Below are 21,125 nucleotides of genomic sequence, written 5' to 3'. Positions count from 1 at the left end.
TCCGTTAGGAACTTCCTTGGACACTTTTGTCATCGGCGATCAGGACTTCCTCCTGAACGATGAACCCTTCCGCGTCCTCTCCGGATCCATTCACTATTTCCGGGTCCACCCTGACTTGTGGGCGGACCGGATCCGCAAGGCCCGCCTCATGGGGCTGAACACCATCGAGACATACGTGCCGTGGAATGAGCATTCGCCTGTGCCGGGCACCTTCCTGACGGAGGGGCCGCTGGACCTGGGCCGGTTCCTGGACCTGATCGCGGCCGAAGGCATGCGCGCCATTGTCCGGCCGGGCCCGTTCATCTGCGCGGAGTGGGACAACGGCGGACTGCCGGCATGGCTCTTCACCGATCCCAGCGTCGGTGTCCGCAGCAGCGAGCCCGGCTACCTCGCCGCCGTCGACTCCTATTTCGAAGCCCTCCTGCCGATAGTCGCGGAGCGGCAGATCAGCCGCGGCGGGCCGGTGATCATGGTCCAGATAGAGAACGAGTACGGCGCCTACGGCAACGACAAGGCGTACCTGCAGCACCTGGTGGACCTCGTAAAGCGCGAGGGCGTGGACGTTCCGCTGTTCACCTGCGACCAGCCCTTCGGCACCATGATCGAGAACGGCTCACTGCCCGGGCTGCACAAGACCGGCACCTTCGGTTCGCGTTCTGCTGAGCGTCTGGCGTTCCTTCGCGAACGGCAGCCCGCCGGGCCGCTCATGTGCGCCGAGTTCTGGAACGGCTGGTTCGACAACTGGGGCACCCACCACCACACCACCGACGCCGCCGCCTCCGCCGCCGAACTCGACGCGCTCCTGACCGCAGGGGCTTCGGTGAACATCTACATGTTCCATGGCGGCACCAACTTCGGCTTCACCAACGGCGCCAACGACAAAGGCATCTACGAACCGACCATCACCTCATACGACTACGACGCACCGCTCGCCGAGGACGGCCACCCCACCGCCAAGTATTTTGCGTTCCGGGACGTCATCGCGAAGCACTTCCCCGTGCCGGTGGAGGTCCCGGAGCTCCGTCCGGAGGCGCCCGCATCGGTTGTTTCCGTGCGGACGTCGGCGTCGCTCCCGGACATCGCGCCCTTCCTCGGTTCCGCGTCCACGGTGCCCGGTCCGGTGCCTACTGCAGAGGCCACCGGGCGATATCGCGGCTTCTTCCTCTACGAGGTGGACATTGCCCACGGAGGCGTCCTGTCCTTCGAGGAGGTCAGGGACCGGGCCCAGTTCTTCCTGGCTGGCGTTCCCGTGGGCGTCCTGAGCCGCGACCTCGGCGAGAGCGCCATCACCCTGCCCGGCGGCGGGCGCCTACGGGTCCTGCTGGAGGACCAGGGCAGGGTCAATTACGGCGAGCGGATCGGCGAGGCCAAGGGGCTGATCGGGCCGGCGCTGCTGAACGGCGTCGAAGTGAAGGGCTGGCAGATCCGGCATGTCGACGTCGGCGATCTGGAGTCCTTGAGGGATGCGGCACAGGAACTGCCGGCGCAGGGCAACACTGTGGCCGGAGTGCCGGGCCCGTCGCTGTCGTTTGCGTCGTTCGAGGCCGATGGTCCCGGCGACCGGTTCGTGCGCCTGGACGGCTGGACCAAGGGTGTTGCCTTCATCAACGGTTTCAACCTTGGCCGCTACTGGAGCCGCGGTCCCCAGCGCACGCTCTACGTTCCGGGACCCTTGATCCGCGAAGGCACCAACCAGCTCGCCGTCCTGGAACTGCACGGAAGCGCGACGCGCGAGGTGCGGTTCGCCGTCGGGCCCAATCTGGGAGCGGAACAGAAGTAGAACCGGCGCAACCTGCCGCTAGGGAAGCAGCTACTTAGGAAAGCAGGCTGCGGAGAACGTGCGCGGCGCCGTCGTCGTGGACGGACATGGTGACCTCGTCCGCAACGGCAAGCACTTCGTCGGGAGCCTGGCCCATGGCGACGCCGCGGCCGGCCCAGGTGAGCATCTCGATGTCGTTGCGGCCGTCGCCGATCGCCACCGTGAGGTGCGACTCGATGCTCAGGTGCCCGCGGAGGTGTTCCAGGGCGCTGGCCTTGGTCACCCCTTCGGCGGCGATGTCCAGCCAGGCGGTCCACCCAACCGAATACGTGACGCCGGAGAGGCCGATGTGCTTGATGGCCTCGTTGAATTCCTCGGACGTATTCTCTGAACTGAACACCACAACGCGCACAGCGGTGGCATCCAGCATTGTCTGGAAGTCCACGCCGATTGCCTCGACGCCAAAGCTTGCGTCCTGGAAGCGCTCGGTGGAAAGGAAGTTGCCGTGCTCATCCTCCAGCGCGTACTTGGCCATGGGAAGCCGCTTGCGGAGGGCGCGGAGCGCCGGGCCCGGATCGAACGTGGCTTTGCGGATGACTTCGTAGCCGTCGGGGTGGGCCGGATCGAGCCGGAGGGTCACGCCGCCGTTGCAGCACACCGCGTAGCCCGTGTCGATCCCGATCTGCTCGATGATGGGCAGGGTGGCATTCAGGGATCGGCCGGTGGCGATGAGAACTTCGTGGCCGGCGGCCACAACCGCTTGGGCCGCTTCACGCACGGGAGCCGACATGTGGCCGTCATGGTTGACGAGGGTGCCGTCGACGTCCAGGGCCACCATGAGCTTCTGGGCGGGGTCGTTCTGGCCGTTGTTTCGCTGGTCGTCGTTGCCAGCGACTGAGGTTTCAGTCAATGTTGTCATTCACCTAGTACAGCAGACGCCCCGGACGCGCCGCTAGGACGCACGCCACAGCGGCCATGAACTTGTGGTAAACACCCACAGTTTGTCCACACTGTGGGTGTTTACCGCTTGGTCACCCCGCGGCCCGGCTGCCAGGACGGTGCCCGCTCCGAAGCCCGGCAGATGCCCCCGCTGCATGGTCAACTCCCCTCGGCGTTCCACAAGGAGTCGTCCATTCCTAAGGGAGTTGACTGGACTTATCCACATCGGGGCACGCGCGTCTGGATGAGCGGGGATGGCCGCTCCAGCATGGGAGCATGAATTCCGCTCCCCCGATGCTCATTCTTGCCAGCCGGAGACGTGCCCTCACGGGAAACAGCAGGAGCCTGAGCCGCGCCTATAAAAAGGGCGAGTTGGTGCGGGTAAGATTCGGGGTCTATTACAACAAGTCCGCATGGCTCGCCCTCAAGCCCTGGCAACGGTATGGGGCCACAATTGGGGCGGTGGCCTCCAGTGATCCGTCCGCCGCATTCTGCTACCTGACTGCACTCCGCCTCTGGCGGTTGCCCCTCCCCCGGGTTCCGGCGCACATCCACATCATCACGGAGTCGCCGCACAAAGCTGGCAGGCTGCCCGCAACCACCGAGGCGGCCAAGGATCCGAAGACCGGCCTCACCGGGCTGGAACAAGTGCGCGGCTACGGAATCTCACGGCATCACTGGACCGCTGACATTGTGGAACACCGGGGCGTGGCCGTCACTTCACTCGTCCAGACGGTGATTGACTGCGTAGTCCGAATGGAACTGCCCGAGGCTGTGGCCGCCATGGACGCGGTGCTCGGCAGCCGCCGCGCCAGTAGCGAGAAGTTGACTCCTGCGCCCGTCCTGCAGCATGCGTTCTACGATGACGAAGGCTTTATCGGGCGGACGGATTTCTTCTGGCCGGAACAAAGAGTCATCGGGGAGTTCGATGGCGACGCAAAGTACCTCGACGACGCATTCCTAGGCGACAGGAGCACCCGCGAAGCCATTCTGGCGGAAAAGAAGCGTGAGGACAGGCTTCGGGCGCTCGGCTACCAGGTTGTCCGCTGGGACTGGCAGGCCGCAACCAACGCTGCGCTCCTAAGGCGCAAGCTCTCGGCTGCCGGCATCACGGTGCAGAAGTCCCCCGAATCCGGGAACTACAGCACCGGCAGTACTTCCATCCCGCCGAGGTACTTCTGGAGTGCCTTCGGGACGTTTACCGAGCCGTCCTCGTTCTGGTGGTGCTCCAGAATGGCCACGATCCACCGGGTGGTTGCCAGCGTGCCGTTCAAAGTGGCGACGGCGCGGGTCCCCTTGGGGGCGCCGTCCTCGTTCAGCACCCGCTCACGGATGTTCAGGCGGCGCGCCTGGAACGTGGTGCAGTTCGAGGTGGACGTCAGTTCGCGGTAGGCGCCCTGCGTGGGCACCCAGGCCTCGCAGTCGAACTTCCGGGCCGCCGAGTTGCCGAGGTCGCCCGCCGCGGTATCGATCACGCGGTACGGGAGCTCGCACTTGGCCAGCATCTCCTCTTCCCACGCAAGCAGGCGCTCGTGCTCGGCGGCGGCCTCTTCCACCGTGGTGTAGATGAACATTTCCACCTTGTTGAACTGGTGGACCCGGATGATGCCGCGGGTGTCCTTGCCGTGCGACCCCGCCTCGCGGCGGTAGCAGGAGCTCTGGCCGGCATAGCGGATGGGGCCGGCAGAGAGGTCCAGGATCTCGTCCGCGTGGTACCCGGCGAGGGCCACCTCCGAGGTGCCCACCAGGTACAGGTCGTCTTCGGCGAGGCGGTAGATCTCGGCGTCGTGCTTGACGTCGAAGCCGGTGCCCTGCATCGTTTCCGGACGGACCAGCGTGGGGGTGATCATGGGGACGAAGCCGGCCTCGATGGCCTGTTCCATGGCCATCTGCAGAAGTGCCATCTCCAGCCGCGCGCCGACGCCGCGGAGGAAGTAGAAACGTGAGCCGGAGACCTTCGCCCCGCGCTCCATGTCGATGGCGCCGATCAGCTCACCGATTTCCAAATGGTCCTTCGGCTCGAAATCGGGGAACTCGCGGGGTTCGCCGACGGTCTTGACCACAATGTAGTCGTCCTCGCCGCCTTCCGGAACGCCGTCCACAATCAGGTTGGGTATGGCCCGGAGCAATTCCTCCTGCTGGGCCTGGGCAACGTCGGCCTCAGCCGAAGCGGCCTTGACCGATGCCGCCAGGACCTTGACCTCTGCCAGCAGTGCCTGCTTCTCCTCGCCCTTGGCCTGCGCCACCTTCTTGCCGAACACATTCTGCTCGGCGCGGAGGTTCTCGAAGCGGATCAGAGCGGCACGCCGTGCCGCGTCTGCCGAGATGATCGCATCCACCACGGACTCGTCGGCGCCGCGGGCGCGCTGGCTGGCACGGAACTTGTCCGGATTTTCGCTGAGGTCTTTTACGTCGATCACCAGACAAGAGTATCGAATCCGCCCGCCATGACACGGTGGGCCGTGCGGACGTCGGCGCGGGATAGTGTTGGAGCACCATGAACGATTGGCTGCTCTACCTCATCCTTGCTGCGGCCCTGGCTTTCGCGGTCTCCAGCTGGTGGGGCGTGCGGAGGCTGAAGGCACTGCATACGCGCAGCGCCGTCCAGGAGGACACGCACCATCCGGGCATGGTGCAACAGAAGGTGGCCGTGGTGATGAACCCGGTCAAGGCGAAATCGTCGGAAGCCCGTGCGCTCATCCAGCGCGCCTGCCTGTCCGCCGGCTGGGAAGCCCCCCTCTTTTTCGAGACAACGGCCGAGGACCCCGGATACGCTCAGGCCGAGGCGGCAGTCGCCAGCGGGGCCGACGTCGTCCTGGTGGGCGGCGGGGACGGCACCGTGCGCGTGGTGGCTGAGAAGCTGGCCCGCACGAATGTGCCGATGGGCCTGGTCCCGCTGGGGACGGGCAACCTGTTGGCCAGGAACATCCACTTGGACGTCAACGACCTCCACGGCAGCATCCAGACAGCACTCTTCGGGCACCAGCGGCACATCGACACGGCCCGCATGGGTATCAGGAACTCGCGGACTGGCGCCTCGTCAGAGCACGCGTTCCTGGTGATCGCGGGCATGGGCATGGACGCCGAGGTGGTGGGAGACACCAACGACGGGTTGAAAAAGGCGGTGGGCTGGCTCGCCTACACGGAGGCCGGAGTCCGGCACCTGCCCGGGCGGCGCAAGAAGGTGTCCATCGCATTGGATGACCAGCCGGAACAGTCCCGGAAGATCCGCAGTGTGTTGTTCGCCAACTGCGGCCTCATTCCGGGCGGCATCGACTTCATTCCGCAGGCAATGATCGACGACGGCATGCTCGACGTGGTGGTGATGAGCCCCCGCAGCGCCATCGGGTGGATCGCGATGTACGCAAAAATCATGTTCAAGCACAAGAGGAACCTGCCGGTGATGAGCTATTACCGCTCCGGCAAGATCGTCATCAAGTGCGCCGAGCCGGTGGCCACCCAGATCGACGGCGACCCCTCCGGGGAGGCGACCGACGTTACCGTTCAAGTGGAGCCGCGGTCCCTGCTGGTCCGGGTGCCGGAGAGTAAGGGTGCCGAAGCCGCCGACAGAGTAGCCTCGGCCCCGCAGTAGGCACCCGGGAGGGGAAGCCTCCTGCGGAGACCCAGGACTCAGGCGCTGGCCTTCTTCTCCTCTGCCTCCGCTGCGGCCTTGGCCGCCGCACGCGCTTCGGACTGCTCACGGATCATGGCTTGCTCCTCTTCGAAGCGCAGGCGATCCGCCCTGTCTGCATCGTCGCCGTCCCAGTCCTGGTTATCGGCAGTCGGTTTGGGATTAACGATCATTCCCTGGCCGTCGTTGTCGCTGCTGGATCCTGACATGACCCGCTCCTTCCGGTAGAGGCCTTCCCCAATGGATCAGGCAAGCATACGCACTGCGGTGCAGGCGGGGAAGTACCCGGAGGGGCATTTGCCTAAGCTGTGGGCGAACCGCGCGGGGCATGAACAGGCTCGATCGATGCCCCTTTGAGTATCCCTGCCACCCATCCATGTGCGGCCTGGAATGCTTCGTCCGAGGTATGCGGTGCCACGTCCGGGCTCTGCGCATCGGCCCGCGGGTAGGACCCCAGGAAGCGTGTGGCGGGGCTGATGCGGTGCAACCCCGCCAGGGCGTCGGCAACACGGGCGTCCTCCACGTGGCCGTCGGCGTCGATGCTGAAGAAATAGTGGCCGAGGTACTGCCCGGTGGGGCGGGATTCGATGCGGCTGAGGTTCACGCCGCGGGTGGCGAACTGGTCCAGGATCTCCATCAGTGCACCTGGCCGGTCCTCCGGCAGCGGGACCACCACCGTGGTCTTGTCCGCTCCGGTGCGGGGCTGGAGCGCGCCGGGCCGGCTGACCAGGACGAAACGCGTTACCGCGCCCGGGTTGTCCCCGATGTTCTCGGCCAGGACGTGCAGTCCGGGCTGCTCGGCGGCCACGATCGGTGCGCAGATGGCGGCGTCGTAGTGGACGCCCTCCTCGCCCAGCAAACCCATTGCCCCTGCCGCGGTGGAAGACGCCGGAATGTATTCCACATTTGGCATATTAGCTTCCACCCACAGCCTGCATTGGGCCCACGCGTGGCCGTGGGTGGAGATCCGGCGGATATCCGGGATGTCCACGCCCGGCCGGGCTACCAGCACGAAGCTGATGGGCACCAGCGCCTCCCGGACTATCCGTAGTTCGGCACCGGACGCGATGGCATCCAGTGTTGCCGTGACGCCGCCCTCCACGGAGTTCTCGATGGGCACCATGGCGGCGTCGGCTGATCCGTCGCGGACCTTGTCCAAGGCTGTATTCACGTTGGACGAAGGGATGCGGACAGCCTCGACGGCACCCGGCACCTGCATCAGCGCGGCCTCGGTGAACGTTCCCGCCGGGCCGAGGAAGGTGTAGGTGACGGATGCTGCGGGCATGGAGGGTCCTTCTTGATCAGGTCAGCGCCGCCCGGTGGGCGGCCTGTGGAAGTACTGGTGCCGCGCGGCCAGGGCGCGTGCTAGAGGATGACCGGCTTGAGGCCGTTGTCCGAAACCAGCGGCAGGCCCGACTCAAGCCATTGGTCCATTCCGCCGGCCACATTGAAAGCGGAATATCCCTGCCCCACGAGCCACTTGGCGGCGCGGAATGAGCGGCCGCCGGTGCGGCAGATGACATACACGTCCTCGTCCGGGTCCAGCTCGCCGAGTCTGGCCGGCAGCTGGTCTAGTGGAATGTGCAGGGCACCCTCGGCGTGCCCGGCCGACCACTCGTAGTCCTCCCGCACGTCAAGGATTCTGGCGTCGGCAGGAACGTCGGTCACGGTCACGGTTTCGAAGTCGCTCATGGAAGTCCTCTCCGGAAAATACGGGTCCGCCTCCAGCGTAGCCTCCGCGGGAGTCGGGCATCCCGAATCCGGGGCACGTTACGCTTCAAGGGGACCGTAAAGGAGGACCGTCGATGGCAGCCCACCAGCCAACCATCCTTGCCACGTCCGGCGGTTACAAGGCCGGCCGGCGCTCACGGCTGGAGTTTGACGCACTGCTGCACCACGCCGTCGAACTTTCCGGCGTCACCGGGCGCGCCCCGCGCGTGACGCATATCGGCACTGCTGCGGGTGACCAGCGCTGGTTCAACGCGGAAATGGACCAGGCGGCAAAGACCGCGGGCTTCGATTTCAGCCACCTCAACCTTTTCACCATGCCAAGCATCGAGGACCCGGAAGCACACCTGCTGGAACAGGATGTGGTGTGGGTCAACGGCGGTTCGGTGGTGAACCTCCTGGCAGTCTGGCGGGCGCACGGCCTCGACGGAATCCTGCGGCGGGTGTGGGAAGCAGGCGTGGTCCTCGCCGGTGTCTCGGGCGGCTCCATCTGCTGGTTCCAGGCCGGCACCACTGATTCGTTCGGCCCGCAGCTGCGTCCGGTGACCAACGCCCTGGGTTTCCTCCCCTATGCCAACGGCGTGCACCACGACTCCGAGGTACAGCGCCGCCCGCTGGTGCACCGGCTGGTGGCCGACGGCACGCTCGGCGAAACCCACTGCACGGACGACGGCGCGGGCCTGGTTTACTTCGGCACGGACCTTGTGGAGGCGGTCACCGAGGTGCGGGGCAAGGCTGCGTACCGCGTCACCCGGCAGGTGGACGGCGGCGCCGCGACCGCGGTCGAAGAGCGGCTGGAGGCCCGTTTCCTTGGCTGACATCCACGAACTCTCCGCGGTTGGGCTCCGTGACGCCCTGCACTCGGGCGGGCTCTCCGCCCGGGAGGTGACGGAGCATTTCCTCGCACGCATCGAGGCCCGGAATCCCGGCCTTGGCGCCTTCATCACGGTGACCGGGGAACAGGCGCTGGCGGATGCGGCGGCCGCGGACTCGCGCTACGCCCGATCGCCTGACCAGCTTCCGCTGCTGCACGGCATGCCGGTGGCCTTCAAGGACCTGACCGACGTGGCCGGCGTGGTGACCACCCATGGCAGCGCGGCCCTGGAGCACAAACCAGCGTCCGCGGACGGAGCACTGGCGGCGGTATTGAAGGGCGCCGGTGCCATCTCGCTGGGCAAGACCCAGGTTCCGGAGTTCGGCCTGACCGCCTACAGCGAAAACCTGATCGCGCCGCCGTCGCGCAATCCGCACGCGCTAAGCCGCAGCTCAGGGGGATCCTCGGGCGGAAGCGCCGCGGCGGTTGCCGCCGGCCTGGTTCCGTTCGCTCCGGGGTCCGACGGCGGCGGCTCAGTACGGATCCCCGCGGCGGCCTGCGGGCTGGTGGGCCTGAAACCGGGGCGCGGACTCGTCCCGGCCGGTGAAAGCACGGGTGATCCCGCCCGGCTGGTGGTGGCCGGCCCGCTGGCCCGGTCGGCCGGGGATGCCGCCCTGATGCTGGACGCCCTGGTGGCCGCGCCGGAAGCGGGCGGGTACCTCGCGTCCGTGTCCCGGCCGCCGCGCCCACTCCGGATCGGCGTGAGCCTGGACAGCCCGTGGCAGGCTATTTTTCCGTTTACGGCCGCCGCCGAAGCCATGGATGCGCTCAACGAGGGCGTGCGCTTACTCGAAGCGGCGGGCCACTCCACCGCGGAAGCGGCTGTCCGGTATGACAACCGGTACCCGGATGCGTTCACCACGGCGTGGACGGCGGGAGTCGGGAGCGCCAGGATTGCGCCGCAGCGGGAAGCGCTCCTGACCCCGCTCACGCGCACGTTCCGGCGGCGCGCACAGCAGCGGAGCGCGTCAAAACTCAACGAGGCCCTGGGTTTCCTGCGCCAGTTCGAGCGGGACACTGTTGCGCAGTACGCACAGTGGGATCTCATGCTGACGCCGGCTCTTGCCCAGACACCCCGGCCAGTGGGCTGGTTCACCGGGGCCTCGCACGGGGACGGCTACTGGCCCGTCTCGGAGTGGGCGGGCGACGCCGACGGCGACTACCGGAAGCAGTGCGAATACGCGCCGTGGTCCAGCATGGTCAACGTGTGCGGACTGCCGGCCATCAGCGTTCCGGTGCACTGGACGGGCGGCTCACCCCGCGCCGGACTGCCGATGGGCATCCAGCTAGTGGGGCCTATGGGGTCCGAGGCGCTGCTCCTGCAGGTGGCGGCGCAGATCGGGTTCTAGAGGCGTGTCCGCCTTGCTTTCCTGCCAGCGGGAATGTGACAATCGCGCGGCCGAGTGCCACCCTTAAGTAAATGAGCACTACTCATTTATCCGATCGCCCCGCTACAACGCCGGGCGATACGTCATTTTTTGGCCACCCAAAGATGCTGGCCAGCCTCTTCTCCGTTGAAATGTGGGAGCGCTTCTCCTTCTACGGGATGCAGGGCATCCTCCTCTATTACATGTACTTCACGGCTGGGCAGGGCGGCCTCGAAATCGAGCAGGGCCTGGCAGCCAGCCTGGTAGGCGCCTACGGCGGCGGAGTCTATCTGTCCACCATCCTGGGCGCGTGGCTGGCTGACCGGCTCTTCGGTTCGGAACGCGTCCTGTTCGGCTCGGCCGTCCTGATCATGGCGGGCCACATCGCGTTGGCGCTTGTGCCCGGCATTCCCGGACTCATCGCCGGGCTGGTGCTGGTGGGCGTCGGCTCCGGCGGCCTCAAGGCCAATGCCACCGCGCTGGTGGGCACCCTCTACGGGGAGAAGGACGAACGCCGCGACGCCGGCTTCTCCATTTTCTACATGGGCATCAACGCCGGCGCACTGATCGGCCCGCTGGTCACCGGCTGGCTGCAGGAAAGCCAGGGGTTCCACTGGGGCTTCGGCGCCGCCGCCGTCGGAATGGCCCTTGGCCTGGGCATCTACGCCATGGGACGCAAGAAGCTCCCCGAAGCGGCGCACCACGTGCCCAACCCGCTCCCGGCTGCCCAGCGCACCAGGTACGGGCTGATCTTCCTGGGCATCGCCGCCGTGGTGGCGGTTCTCCTGGCCACCGGGGCAGTGAATGCCGAAAACCTGGCCATGTCCATGGCATACGCGGCCATCGGAGCTTCCGTTCTCTACTTCGGCCTGATCTTCTCCAGCAGGAAGGTGACGGGCACCGAACGCAAGCGGGCGGCGGCATTCATCCCGCTCTACATTGCCTCCGCAGCGTTCTGGGCACTCTTCCAGCAGCAATTCACGTTCATTGCCGTGTACTCCGAGGAGAAACTGGACCGGAACCTCTTCGGCTGGGAAATGCCGGCCGCCTGGGTGCAGTCGATCAACCCGGTGTTCATCATCATTTTCGCCGGCGTCATGGCGGCACTGTGGACCCGCCTGGGCAACAAGCAGCCCGGTTCGGCCCTGAAGTTCTCCATCGGCCTGTTCGTGATGGGCCTGGCCTTCCTGGCCTTCATCCCGCTGGCCGGCAGCGGCAAGACGCCGCTCCTGGCCCTCGTGGGCATCCTGTTCCTGTTCACCCTGGCGGAGCTCTTCCTCTCCCCCATCGGGCTGTCCGTCACCACCAAACTGGCGCCCCAGGCCTTCCACACGCAGATGGTGGCACTGTTCTTCCTGTCCGTTTCGCTGGGCACCACCCTGGCCGGCATCCTGTCCGGGCTATACAACCCGGCCGACGAACTGCCGTACTTCATCGGCATCGGGGGCACGGCCATGGTGCTGGCTGTAGGCCTCGCGGCCGCCTCGCCGGCCATCAAGAGGCTCATGGCCGGCGTACGCTGACCCGATGGGCGACCGCCGGACGTTGACGGACTGAGCCGGGCATCTGCGGGCCGGGTCTAGTACCCGTAACCCGCGTTGGCTGCAGCGAAAATCGCCACCACCGCGAACGTCAGCACAATGGCAGTCAGCGCCAGGCCAATGTAGCCGAGCACCAGACCCGCGATGGCGAGTCCGCGTCCGGCAGGCTCGCGGAGCAAGGCCAGGTGCCCCAGGACCACGGCGGCAATTTGCGGCAGGATGAAAAGACCCAGTCCGAGGAATACCGCGATGCCGCAACACAGGCTGGCGATGCTCAGGCCCTTGGGCTCGGGCGGCATCCCGTAATAGGACGACTGCCCGTAGGCGGTGCCATACGGTCCGGGCTGCTGGCCGTATTCCGGCAGCTGGCCATAGGGGTCACCGGGCGGCACGGGAGGTGATCCCTGCGGTGGAATATACGACGGCGGTTGGTAGCCCTGGGGCGTCCCCTCGTCGCCGGGGGCAGGCTGGTTCGTCATTGGGAAATCCCCTTTTTGGTGGCTATAACCAGCCTACCAACGCGCCGACCGGACGAGCGCTGCCGTGATACACCCGTGATACGCCGGCCAGCGGGGACTACCGGCTCCAGAGCGGCGCCGCGAGCGAGAACGCCACGATTCCCAGGACCAGCAGGCTGCACAAAAAGGCCGCCAACTGCCGCCCGCCACCGTGCGCGGGGCGCCGCATGTGCGTCGGGGCCAGCCCGGCAGTGCCCCTGCCCGCGGAACCGTGATAGCGGCTGGGAAGGGGCGGCGGATACACCGCACCCGTGTCCGGGCGGGGCGCCGGGACCTGCGGCCGTTGACGTGGCGGATGGTGGGCTGCGCTCTGCCGCGCGGCACCGTGGTAGTCGCGTCCTGGGGGCGGCTGGGGCTGCGTGAGCTGCTGCCCCAGGTGGGAGTACAGGCCAACCACCGTCTGCGGATCAATCACTGCCGGGAGGGCCGCTATCCGTGCCACCACGCGGTTGATGCCCAGCACTTCGACGCCGGAGTCTGTTACCTCTGCAAAGTCGGGCTGGCCGGTCAGGCAAATGATGGAGCGGACCAGGCGCCGGTGCGGCGCGCCGAGCAGTGCAGCGACGGCCGCCGCCTGCCCCAGGGCACCGTCCACCGCGGGGTTCCGTGAATAGCCGTTCTGCCTGAGGACCCCGTCCCTCACCTCAACCATGCCGGACCAGTTCTTGGCATCCACCACCACTATGCCGCCCGGCCCCACCAGGACGTGGTCAAGATTGGCCAGCGGCCGGCCGGGCCAGTGGACGTCGTGCAGCATGAACCAGCCGGCCGGGGTCAGCTCACCGAGCCGGCCGGCCGTGCGGCGCTCCCCCTCGGCTCCCGCGCCCCACGTTTCCGCGGCGCGTTCGGCGTGGTCCAATTGGCGCTTCAGCCGCGCAATCCGCTCTGCAGCCAGCCGTGACTGTTCTGACGCTCCCTCGCCTGCTGCCATGGACTGTCCTCCCCTTGGATTCGCCGCAACGCTGACGGCGGCGGAGGACCCGCCGTCGTAATTTGTTTAGAAAATTAGCAGCCGCGGCACGGCCGGTATATAGGTAGTTTTGGGGCCACTACTCGCTTTTCCGGAGCAAATTACTGCCCCGAAATAAATGCAAAGCGGAATGAATTGGTGAATGCCGGATGAAATTCGGCGTCATAGGGACCGGATTCCGGACAAATCGTGTTGCGTCCCGCCGTCGTCTGGCATGCTGGTGCCATGGCTAGCCGCGCGGGCACAGTTGCCCAACCCCAAGACCTTGTTGACCTCACTGCGCTCCTGGATGCGTACTACGATGTTTCCCCCGATCTGAGCGATCCGGGCCAGCGCGTTGCGTTCGGCACCTCCGGACACCGGGGATCCAGCTTGAAGGCTTCGTTCAATGAGCCCCACATCGTGGCCATTACCCAGGCGATCGTCGAATACCGCGCCGGGCAGGGCATCACCGGTCCGCTGTACATGGCAAAGGACACGCACGGCCTCAGCGAACCGGCGCAAAACTCCGCCCTGGAGGTCCTGGCCGCCAACGGCGTGAACGTGCTGATCGACGCCCGCCATGGCTATACGCCCACGCCGGCCCTGAGCCACGCCATCCTCACCCACAACCGGAACGCCCCCGCGGGAGCCCCGCAGGCTGACGGAATTGTTGTCACTCCCAGCCACAACCCGCCCGGCGACGGCGGCTTCAAATACAACCCCCCGCACGGCGGACCCGCAGACACTGACGCCACCGGCTGGATCGCGAACCGGGCCAACGAGCTCCTTGAAAACGGGCTCCGCGGCGTCAAGCGCATCCCGGTGGCGGAGGCCCTCGCGGCTGAGACAACGGGCAAGTTCGACTTCCTCAGCAGCTATGTGGACGACCTCCCGTCCGTCCTGGACCTGAACGCCATCCGCGAGGCCGGCGTCCGGATCGGCGCCGATCCCATGGGCGGCGCCTCGGTGGACTACTGGGGCGAGATCGGCGAGCGCCACCACCTGAACCTCACCGTGGTGAACCCCACCGTAGACCCGCAGTGGGCCTTCATGACCCTGGACTGGGACGAAAAGATCCGGATGGACTGCTCCTCCCCCTCGGCGATGGCCTCGCTGATCAACCGCATGTCCAGCGGCGCGAACTTTGACATCGCCACCGGCAACGACGCCGACGCGGACCGCCACGGCATCGTCACGCCGGACGGCGGGCTGATGAACCCGAACCATTACCTGGCCGTCGCCATCGACTACCTGTACCGCCACCGCACCGGCTGGAACCCGCAGTCAGTGATCGGCAAGACCCTCGTCTCGTCCTCGATCATCGACCGCGTGGCCGAAAGCCTGGGCCGCAAGCTCGTCGAGGTGCCGGTGGGCTTCAAGTGGTTCGTGCCCGGGCTGCTGTCCGGCGAAGGCGCCTTCGGCGGCGAGGAATCCGCCGGCGCTTCGTTCAACAAGATGGACGGCAGCGTATGGACCACCGACAAGGACGGCATCCTGCTGGCGCTGCTGGCTTCGGAAATCACCGCCGTCACGGGCAAGTCGCCGTCGCAGCTCTACAAGGGCCTCACGGACCAGTTCGGCGATCCCGTCTATGCCCGGATCGATGCCGCAGCCACGCGCGAGCAGAAGGCGGCGCTGGGCAAGCTCTCGCCGTCCGACGTTACCGCCACCGAACTCGCCGGCGAAACGATCACGGCCAAGCTCACCGAGGCTCCCGGTAACGGCGCGTCCATCGGCGGCCTGAAGGTGGTCACCGAAAACGCCTGGTTCGCCGCCCGCCCGTCCGGCACCGAGGACGTCTACAAGATCTACGCCGAGTCGTTCAAGGGCGCCGAGCACCTCAAGCAGGTCCAGGCCGAAGCCAAGGCCTTGGTTGACGGGGTTATTTCGTAAGTTCCCACAGGTGGAGGATGCGCCGGACGGAATGGTTTCCGTCCGGCGCCATGTCCACCAGGGCGACGCGGTCCAGCACGACGACGTCTCCCGGACGGGGGCGCTTGGCACCGTGATGGGACACATGGGGACGGTAGTTGTCCAGGGTGTGGTGCGGCGTGGGCACCCGTCCCGGCAACTCCGCAACCGTTCGCACCAGTGACTCGTGAAGTTCCTGCAGGGGCCGGCTGGGCTCGACGAGGCTGACAGGGACGGACTCCTGCCGGCCAAAACCGGCGTCCGCACCGATGGTGAGCACGGTACCCAGGGCCGCCCGCACGGGCTGGTCGATAAGTCCGGCAATCAGCTCGGCGACGTCGTCCCCGTGCCCGTCGCCGCCGTCGTTCTTCACATCAACGCTGGTGACGGCGCCGCCGACCTGCATGTCGACGTCGAACCTCACCAAGGTGATGTGCAGGGGCCAGTCGTCGCGGGGGAACACGAGCCCGTCGGAGACGGGCTCGATGAAGGCCACCAGAATCAGGTTCCGCATAGGGCCAGTGTGCCACGGCGCTGGTCAGCCCGCGCCCGTCCGCGCAGGCGGCCGGGCACAGTAGCCACAGTGGCGATTTTGACTAAAATGGGAAGTGGCCCCGGACACATGCCGTGCATTCAACCGCAGAAATGTTGTCCAGAGTGCCTCCGGCGTGTCCCCCATCGTGCCGGGGGCCTCTTTGCGCGACGGGCCCGCGTTTTTACCCGCGTTCTAATCCGGCAGCACGCCGCCCCGGAACCGCGCGGATCCGCACGCGGCGGAACTAGACGGTGCGGACCACATCTTCGTACGGGAACTTCGGCTTGGCTTCGCCCCAGGCGTCGGGACCGGGCTGGCCGATGTTGACCACCAGGAAGCTCTTCTGGTCGCCGGCGGGGAAGAACGCCGCGTCGATGGCGGAGAAGTCGGCGCCCGTCATGGGGCCGGCCGCGAAACCGAGCGAGCGGACCGCCAGGATGAAGTAGCCGGCCTGAAGGTGGGCGTTGTTGTTGCCCGTGCTGGCGGCGAGGTCCGGCGCAGCGTCGTACATGGCCTTGGGTGCGTTGTAGCGGGGCAGGAAGTTCTCCCACTGGTCCTGCCATGCGGTGTCGTAGCTGAGGATTGCGACCAGCGGGGCGGAGGCAGTCTTGGCTTTGTTGCCGTTGGCCAGGGTGTCGACCAGCCGGGCGCGGGCCTCGTCGGAGCGGACATACGTCACGCGCAGCGGCTGGGAATTGAAAGCCGTGGGTCCGAACTTGGTCAGCTCGTAGATGGCGCGGGCCTGCTCATCCGTAACCTCTCCGGTGAAGGCGTTGGCCGTGCGGGCTTCGGCGAAGATCGCGTCCACTGCGGCTGCGTCGATCACTGCTTCTTCATGGGCAATTGTCATCTGCATCCCTCTCGCTGGGCCCGCTCACCCGGAGGCGGCCGGCGGTTCTGCTATCCATAGTTGCAACTTCAAGCGAATCCTTCCTCTTCCCGTGACCCCGCGTGACCTTCCCCACAGCGGCGGGCACCACGGCGTCGGGCGGTAATGTTGCTCCGGAAGATTCCTTCCCCGCTCCCGACACAAATTTCTTTGAAAGGCTCCCGGCCATGAGCATGCTTGGTACCAAATGGAAGCTTCACGGCAACGGAAAGTCGGTCCGGCCCGGTGAGGTGGTGGCCCCCGGTGAACGGCTCACCTGGCCGCTGACCATCGGCGTGGGAATGCAGCACGTGGTGGCCATGTTCGGCGCCACGTTCCTGGTGCCGATCATCACTGGAATGCCGCCGGCAACCACCCTGTTCTTCTCCGGCATCGGAACCCTGCTGTTCCTGGTGATCACGCAGGGCCGGGTGCCCAGCTACCTTGGCTCAAGCTTTGCGTTTATTGCCCCCATCATGGCCTCCCAGCAGCAGTTCGGGATTCCCGGCGCACTGGGCGGAGTGGTGCTCGCCGGCGCCGGGCTGGCCGTTATCGGCGCCGTGGTGCAGAAATTCGGGGCCGGGTGGATCAACCGGCTCATGCCGCCCATCGTCACCGGGGCCATCGTGGCCCTGATCGGGCTGAACCTGGCCCCGGCCGCGAAAAGCAACTTCGACGCCGCCCCCGTCACCGCGGCGATCACCCTGGCCACCATCATTCTGGTCAGCGTGCTGTTCAAGGGCATCCTGGGCCGGCTGAGCATCCTGGTGGGCGTGGTGGTGGGCTACCTGGTGGCAATGATCCGCGGCGAAGTTGACTACGCCAAAATGGACGCCGCCGCGTGGGTGGGGCTGCCGCACTTCCAGACCCCCGAATTCCACCTTGGTGTGGTGGGCCTCTTCGTTCCCGTGGTGCTGGTGCTGGTTGCCGAGAACATCGGCCACGTGAAGTCCGTGTCCGCCATGACGGGCCAGAACCTCGACGGCGTCTCCGGCCGCGCCCTGATGGCCGATGGCGCCGCCACGGTGCTGGCCGGCTTCGGCGGCGGTTCCGGAACCACCACCTACGCCGAGAACATCGGCGTCATGGCTGCAACGAAGGTCTATTCGACGGCGGCCTACTGGGTGGCCGGCATCTTCGCAATCATCCTGAGCTTCTCCCCCAAATTCGGCGAACTGATCGCCACGGTTCCGGCGGGCGTGCTGGGCGGGGCCGCCACCATGCTCTACGGCATGATCGGCATCCTGGGCGTCAAGATCTGGGTCCAGAACAAGGTCAACTTCTCCAACCCGGTCAACCTGACCACCGCAGCAGTGGCCCTGATCATCGGCATCGCGAACTACACCTGGACCATCGGCGAACTGACGTTCACCGGCATCGCCCTGGGCTCCGCTGCCGCACTGGTGATCTACCACGGCATGAAGGCGATCGCGAAGGCCCGCGGCAGCGTCGCGGAACCGGAAACCGAACAGGCTGGGCTGCCCCCGGCAGTCAAGGCCGCGATCAACGCCGCGGCCAAGCGGACTCCGAAAAAGCGCCCTTAACGACGCGGGCGGGCGGCCGCATCAGCAGCCGCCCGCCCGGGCCGTACATCCGGCGTCGACTTATCCGGCGTCAAAACTGTCGTCGTCCCGGTCCTTGGGGGCCTTGCTGTCCGGCAGGTCCGTGCCGCTGCCGTCCGGAATTCCGGCCGCGTCCTGGTTCGGTTCCGAGGAGAACGGCCGCCCTGCGTCGGGATCCTCCGTATTGGACTCATCCATCTCGGCCTCCGCGGACGGAACCGCGGCGTTGCTTCCGGCTGCCGTCTGGTTGTCCGGCCCTGAGTTCTCCGGCTCAAAGCCGGGGCCGCTGCTTTCGGTTTCCGCGTTCATCTGGTCCTCCGTTCCTCCGAAGCGTCCCGCTCCGGGTTCTCCTGCACTGTCCTGGTCTTCGGCGCCGAACTGGCTGAGGTCCGGCGCGCCGGCGGGGTAGGTTTCGCCGTCGGGGCTGTCCTGGCTCAGGCCAGCCGCGTCGAAGGCTTCCTCCTCACGGGGCTGGGCGAACTTCTTGTTGTCTGCACCGCCCATTTCCTGCTCGACTGTGGGCGTACCGTAGCCGCCCTCCTCCTCGATGGGTGTGCCCTGGTTCTCCTGCGTCATGTCATTCCTCCTGGATAGACGGGTCTTAAGGGAAAGTCCGTGGCAAGCGTTAGAGGCCCTTGCCGCCTGTCACCGGAAGGACGGCCCCGGAGATGTAGGAGCCGTGATCCGAGGCGAGCAGGACATAGGCTGCCGCGAGCTCGGCGGGCTGTCCCGCACGGCCCAACGGGGTGTCCTGGCCGAACTCCGGCAGCTTTTCGGGCCACTCCGTGGCGGGAATCAGCGGCGTCCAGATGGGACCGGGCGCGACGGCGTTGACCCGGATGCCCTTGGGGCCAAGCTCCTGGGCCAGGGCCTTGGTGAAAGCGACCTGGGCGCCCTTCGTCATGGCGTAGTCGATGAGGCCCGGTGACGGGTTGAAGGCCTGAATGGAAGCGGTGGTGATGATGGAGGCGCCGGCCTTGAGGTGGGGCACTGCCCCCCTGGCCGTCCAGAGCAGGGAATACAGGTTGGTCTTGAAGACGCGGTCGAATTCCTCGGTGGGAAGCGACTCAAAGCTGTCGCGGTTCTTTTGGTAGGCCGCATTCAGCACTACCACGTCCAGGCGCCCGAACTCCGCCAGGGTATCCGCCACGATCCGGGTGCTGAACTCTTCGCTGCGGCCATCGCCGGCCAGCAACAGGGCCCGTTGCCCGGCCTTGCGGATCCACGCCGCCGTGTCCTGGGCGTCGTCTTCCTCTTCGGGAAGGTAGGAAATGGCGACGTCGGCCCCCTCGCGGGCGAAGGCAATGGCCACGGCCCTGCCGATCCCGGAATCCCCGCCGGTGATGAGCGCCGCCTTGCCGGTTAGCGCGTTGCTTCCCTCGTAGCTTTCCTCGCCGTGGTCCGGCTGCGGATCCATGGGCGCGGTGAGCCCGGGCTGCTCCTGGACCTGCTCCGGGAAAGGCCCCTCGTGGTAGCCCGCCCTGGGGTCCCGCGGCTGGTGGTCCTGCTTCTTGTCCGTCATAGTCCACCTCGCTAGCGTCTCGGTTGTGCTGGTTCCGGTCCATGACCGGCCCTTCGAAACTATCCCAGCAGACAGGGCAAGTCCACCGTTTTGGACAAATTAGTCAGTAAACTTAGTATTGCCCTGGGGCGGAGTATTGCCTGACGGAGGCTTCAAGCCTAGGTTGAGAGTTAGTGGCGCGCTGCGGCGTGCGAGGCCCGGAGGTGAGCCCATGTCAGAACGCGATGCGGTGGTTGGCGACGGCAGGAACGAGACCGTCAACCAACAGATGGACCGCAACTGGGGAGAGCTGATCCAGGAACTCCGGGTCCTGCAGACCGGGGTGCAGATCCTCGCAGGTTTCCTCCTGACCATCCCCTTCCAGGAGCGGTTCAAGACACTGGACGACTACCAGGTGGGCCTTTACCTTGCCAACGTGATCCTCGCCGCACTGACCACCGCCGTCATCCTCCTGCCTGTCAGCGTGCACCGCAGGCTCTTCCGGAAGCAGCTCAAGAAGATGCTCGTCTCGAGTGCGGACCGGATAGCCAAAGTGGCGCTGGCCGGCGTTGCACTCCTGAGCGCCGGAACGGCGTCACTCGTGTTTGATGTGACCGCCGGGCGCGATGCCGGACTCCTCGCAGGCGGAGGAATCCTCGCCGCGATGATCCTGCTACTTGTATTCGTGCCGCTCTGGCTCCTCAAACGGGCAGCGAAGGTCTAGCCGGAATGCCGGGACCTGTGACTGAATTCAACCAAACTCTACGGGAGGCGCCATGAAGAAGTGGGTTAAGGAACACGGGCTGCTGCTGGCCAACATTGGGCTGTTCGCGTTGTTTTTCGGCGGCATGGTGGTCAGCGGGGCAAGCGATTACAGCGAAGACCAGCTTGCCCATGGACAGCCGGCGGTGGGAATTGCCGGCTACCTCGCCACCGGCGCATTCATGGAAGCGACCTTCGAGAACTGGGAATCGGAATTCCTGCAGATGGGCATGTACGTCATCCTGACGGTCTTCCTTTTCCAGAAGGGCTCCTCGGAATCCAAGCCGATGGGCCGCGCCGCGCCGCAGGACCAGGATCCGCGGGACGCGACGGTTAAGGCGGCCACGCCATGGCCCGTGCGCCGCGGAGGCGTGGTGCTCAAGGTGTATGAGCACTCACTGTCGATCATGTTCCTGCTGCTGTTCCTGGCATCCTTCACCCTCCATGCCGTGGGCGGAAGCGAGGAATACAGCCAGGAACAGCAAAGCCACGGGCAGCCCGGCGTGACGCTGCTTGGCTACCTCGCCACCAGCCGGTTCTGGTTTGAGTCCTTCCAGAACTGGCAGAGCGAATTCCTGGCCGTTGCCGTCCTGGTGGGAGCCTCGGTCTACCTTCGCGAACGGGGTTCCCCCGAATCCAAACCTGTGGCCGAACCGCATTACGAGACCGGCGCCTAA

Annotated in this window: 20 protein-coding genes; 9 read left to right on the top strand and 11 right to left on the bottom strand. The window is 66.3% G+C overall.

Annotated elements, in window-relative coordinates; all coding sequences use genetic code 11:
* The first annotated feature begins 16 nt into the window (after positions 1-16).
* Complete coding sequence (locus AC1MDG_RS00780; RefSeq protein WP_479806867.1) at positions 17-1,780, top strand: beta-galactosidase; 1,764 nt, start codon at positions 17-19, stop codon at positions 1,778-1,780.
* Between the two features lie 34 nt (positions 1,781-1,814).
* On the opposite strand, the gene AC1MDG_RS00775 is transcribed toward AC1MDG_RS00780, so the two are convergent.
* Positions 1,815-2,678, bottom strand: coding sequence for an HAD family hydrolase (locus AC1MDG_RS00775; RefSeq protein WP_390247739.1), 864 nt, complete (start codon positions 2,676-2,678; stop codon positions 1,815-1,817).
* 1,159 nt (positions 2,679-3,837) lie between these two features.
* Entirely contained in the window at positions 3,838-5,118 is a 1,281-nt protein-coding gene (gene serS, locus AC1MDG_RS00770; RefSeq protein ID WP_479806866.1) for a serine--tRNA ligase, read from the bottom strand.
* Positions 5,119-5,195: 77 nt separating this feature from the next.
* Here serS and AC1MDG_RS00765 point away from each other — a divergent pair, with 77 nt between their 5' ends.
* Positions 5,196-6,290 carry a diacylglycerol/lipid kinase family protein gene (locus AC1MDG_RS00765; RefSeq protein ID WP_479806865.1) on the top strand — a complete coding sequence of 365 codons (1,095 nt, stop codon included), beginning with the start codon at positions 5,196-5,198 and terminating at the stop codon, positions 6,288-6,290.
* Between the two features lie 38 nt (positions 6,291-6,328).
* Here AC1MDG_RS00765 and AC1MDG_RS00760 read toward each other — a convergent pair whose 3' ends face one another.
* The 3 genes from AC1MDG_RS00760 to AC1MDG_RS00750 all read right to left on the bottom strand — a co-directional run bounded on the left by AC1MDG_RS00760 (position 6,329) and on the right by AC1MDG_RS00750 (position 8,021).
* Complete coding sequence (locus tag AC1MDG_RS00760; RefSeq protein ID WP_043429215.1) at positions 6,329-6,538, bottom strand: hypothetical protein; 210 nt, start codon at positions 6,536-6,538, stop codon at positions 6,329-6,331.
* 92 nt (positions 6,539-6,630) lie between these two features.
* Positions 6,631-7,614, bottom strand: coding sequence for a prephenate dehydratase (gene pheA, locus AC1MDG_RS00755; protein ID WP_479806864.1), 984 nt, complete (start codon positions 7,612-7,614; stop codon positions 6,631-6,633).
* An 80-nt stretch (positions 7,615-7,694) separates the two neighbouring features.
* Positions 7,695-8,021, bottom strand: coding sequence for a rhodanese-like domain-containing protein (locus AC1MDG_RS00750; protein ID WP_011690008.1), 327 nt, complete (start codon positions 8,019-8,021; stop codon positions 7,695-7,697).
* Positions 8,022-8,134: 113 nt separating this feature from the next.
* Between AC1MDG_RS00750 and AC1MDG_RS00745 the strand changes: the two genes are divergently transcribed.
* The 3 genes from AC1MDG_RS00745 to AC1MDG_RS00735 all read left to right on the top strand — a co-directional run bounded on the left by AC1MDG_RS00745 (position 8,135) and on the right by AC1MDG_RS00735 (position 11,821).
* Positions 8,135-8,875 (top strand): Type 1 glutamine amidotransferase-like domain-containing protein, encoded by a 741-nt coding sequence (locus AC1MDG_RS00745; RefSeq protein WP_479806863.1) that lies wholly within the window; start codon positions 8,135-8,137, stop codon positions 8,873-8,875.
* A complete protein-coding gene (locus tag AC1MDG_RS00740) occupies positions 8,868-10,280 on the top strand; it encodes an amidase (RefSeq protein ID WP_479806862.1) in 1,413 nt (470 codons plus the stop codon). The genes AC1MDG_RS00745 and AC1MDG_RS00740 overlap by 8 nt, the downstream gene beginning before the upstream one ends.
* A gap of 71 nt (positions 10,281-10,351) precedes the next feature.
* Entirely contained in the window at positions 10,352-11,821 is a 1,470-nt protein-coding gene (locus AC1MDG_RS00735) for a peptide MFS transporter (RefSeq protein ID WP_479806861.1), read from the top strand.
* Between the two features lie 56 nt (positions 11,822-11,877).
* Here AC1MDG_RS00735 and AC1MDG_RS00730 read toward each other — a convergent pair whose 3' ends face one another.
* Positions 11,878-12,318, bottom strand: coding sequence for a DUF4190 domain-containing protein (locus tag AC1MDG_RS00730; RefSeq protein WP_043476728.1), 441 nt, complete (start codon positions 12,316-12,318; stop codon positions 11,878-11,880).
* A 97-nt stretch (positions 12,319-12,415) separates the two neighbouring features.
* Positions 12,416-13,288: a nuclease-related domain-containing protein gene (locus AC1MDG_RS00725; RefSeq protein ID WP_479806860.1), complete on the bottom strand. Its 873-nt coding sequence runs from the start codon at positions 13,286-13,288 to the stop codon at positions 12,416-12,418.
* Between the two features lie 264 nt (positions 13,289-13,552).
* On the opposite strand from AC1MDG_RS00725, the gene pgm reads away from it, so the two are divergent.
* Entirely contained in the window at positions 13,553-15,202 is a 1,650-nt protein-coding gene (gene pgm, locus AC1MDG_RS00720; protein ID WP_043476723.1) for a phosphoglucomutase (alpha-D-glucose-1,6-bisphosphate-dependent), read from the top strand.
* On the opposite strand, the gene AC1MDG_RS00715 is transcribed toward pgm, so the two are convergent.
* Together AC1MDG_RS00715 and AC1MDG_RS00710 are read right to left on the bottom strand one after the other, a co-directional pair.
* A complete protein-coding gene (locus AC1MDG_RS00715) occupies positions 15,192-15,734 on the bottom strand; it encodes a 2'-5' RNA ligase family protein (RefSeq protein ID WP_479806859.1) in 543 nt (180 codons plus the stop codon). The genes pgm and AC1MDG_RS00715 overlap by 11 nt on opposite strands.
* 265 nt (positions 15,735-15,999) lie before the next feature.
* Positions 16,000-16,605, bottom strand: a complete 606-nt coding sequence (locus tag AC1MDG_RS00710) for a malonic semialdehyde reductase (RefSeq protein WP_479806858.1) — start codon at positions 16,603-16,605, stop codon at positions 16,000-16,002.
* Positions 16,606-16,811: 206 nt separating this feature from the next.
* Between AC1MDG_RS00710 and AC1MDG_RS00705 the strand changes: the two genes are divergently transcribed.
* Positions 16,812-18,167 (top strand): uracil-xanthine permease family protein, encoded by a 1,356-nt coding sequence (locus AC1MDG_RS00705; RefSeq protein WP_043476715.1) that lies wholly within the window; start codon positions 16,812-16,814, stop codon positions 18,165-18,167.
* Between the two features lie 60 nt (positions 18,168-18,227).
* Here the strand turns inward: AC1MDG_RS00705 and AC1MDG_RS00700 are convergent, their stop codons facing one another.
* Positions 18,228-18,761, bottom strand: coding sequence for a hypothetical protein (locus AC1MDG_RS00700; protein ID WP_479806857.1), 534 nt, complete (start codon positions 18,759-18,761; stop codon positions 18,228-18,230).
* 49 nt (positions 18,762-18,810) lie between these two features.
* Complete coding sequence (locus AC1MDG_RS00695; RefSeq protein WP_479806856.1) at positions 18,811-19,707, bottom strand: SDR family oxidoreductase; 897 nt, start codon at positions 19,705-19,707, stop codon at positions 18,811-18,813.
* 211 nt (positions 19,708-19,918) lie between these two features.
* Between AC1MDG_RS00695 and AC1MDG_RS00690 the strand changes: the two genes are divergently transcribed.
* Both AC1MDG_RS00690 and AC1MDG_RS00685 read left to right on the top strand, forming a co-directional pair.
* Positions 19,919-20,410, top strand: coding sequence for a DUF6328 family protein (locus AC1MDG_RS00690; protein ID WP_479806855.1), 492 nt, complete (start codon positions 19,919-19,921; stop codon positions 20,408-20,410).
* 52 nt (positions 20,411-20,462) lie between these two features.
* Positions 20,463-21,125 carry a DUF6766 family protein gene (locus AC1MDG_RS00685; RefSeq protein ID WP_479806854.1) on the top strand — a complete coding sequence of 221 codons (663 nt, stop codon included), beginning with the start codon at positions 20,463-20,465 and terminating at the stop codon, positions 21,123-21,125.

The sequence above is a fragment of the Arthrobacter sp. AIWTK1 genome, from assembly GCF_056680535.1.
This window is presented reverse-complemented; position numbering and strand designations above follow the sequence as displayed.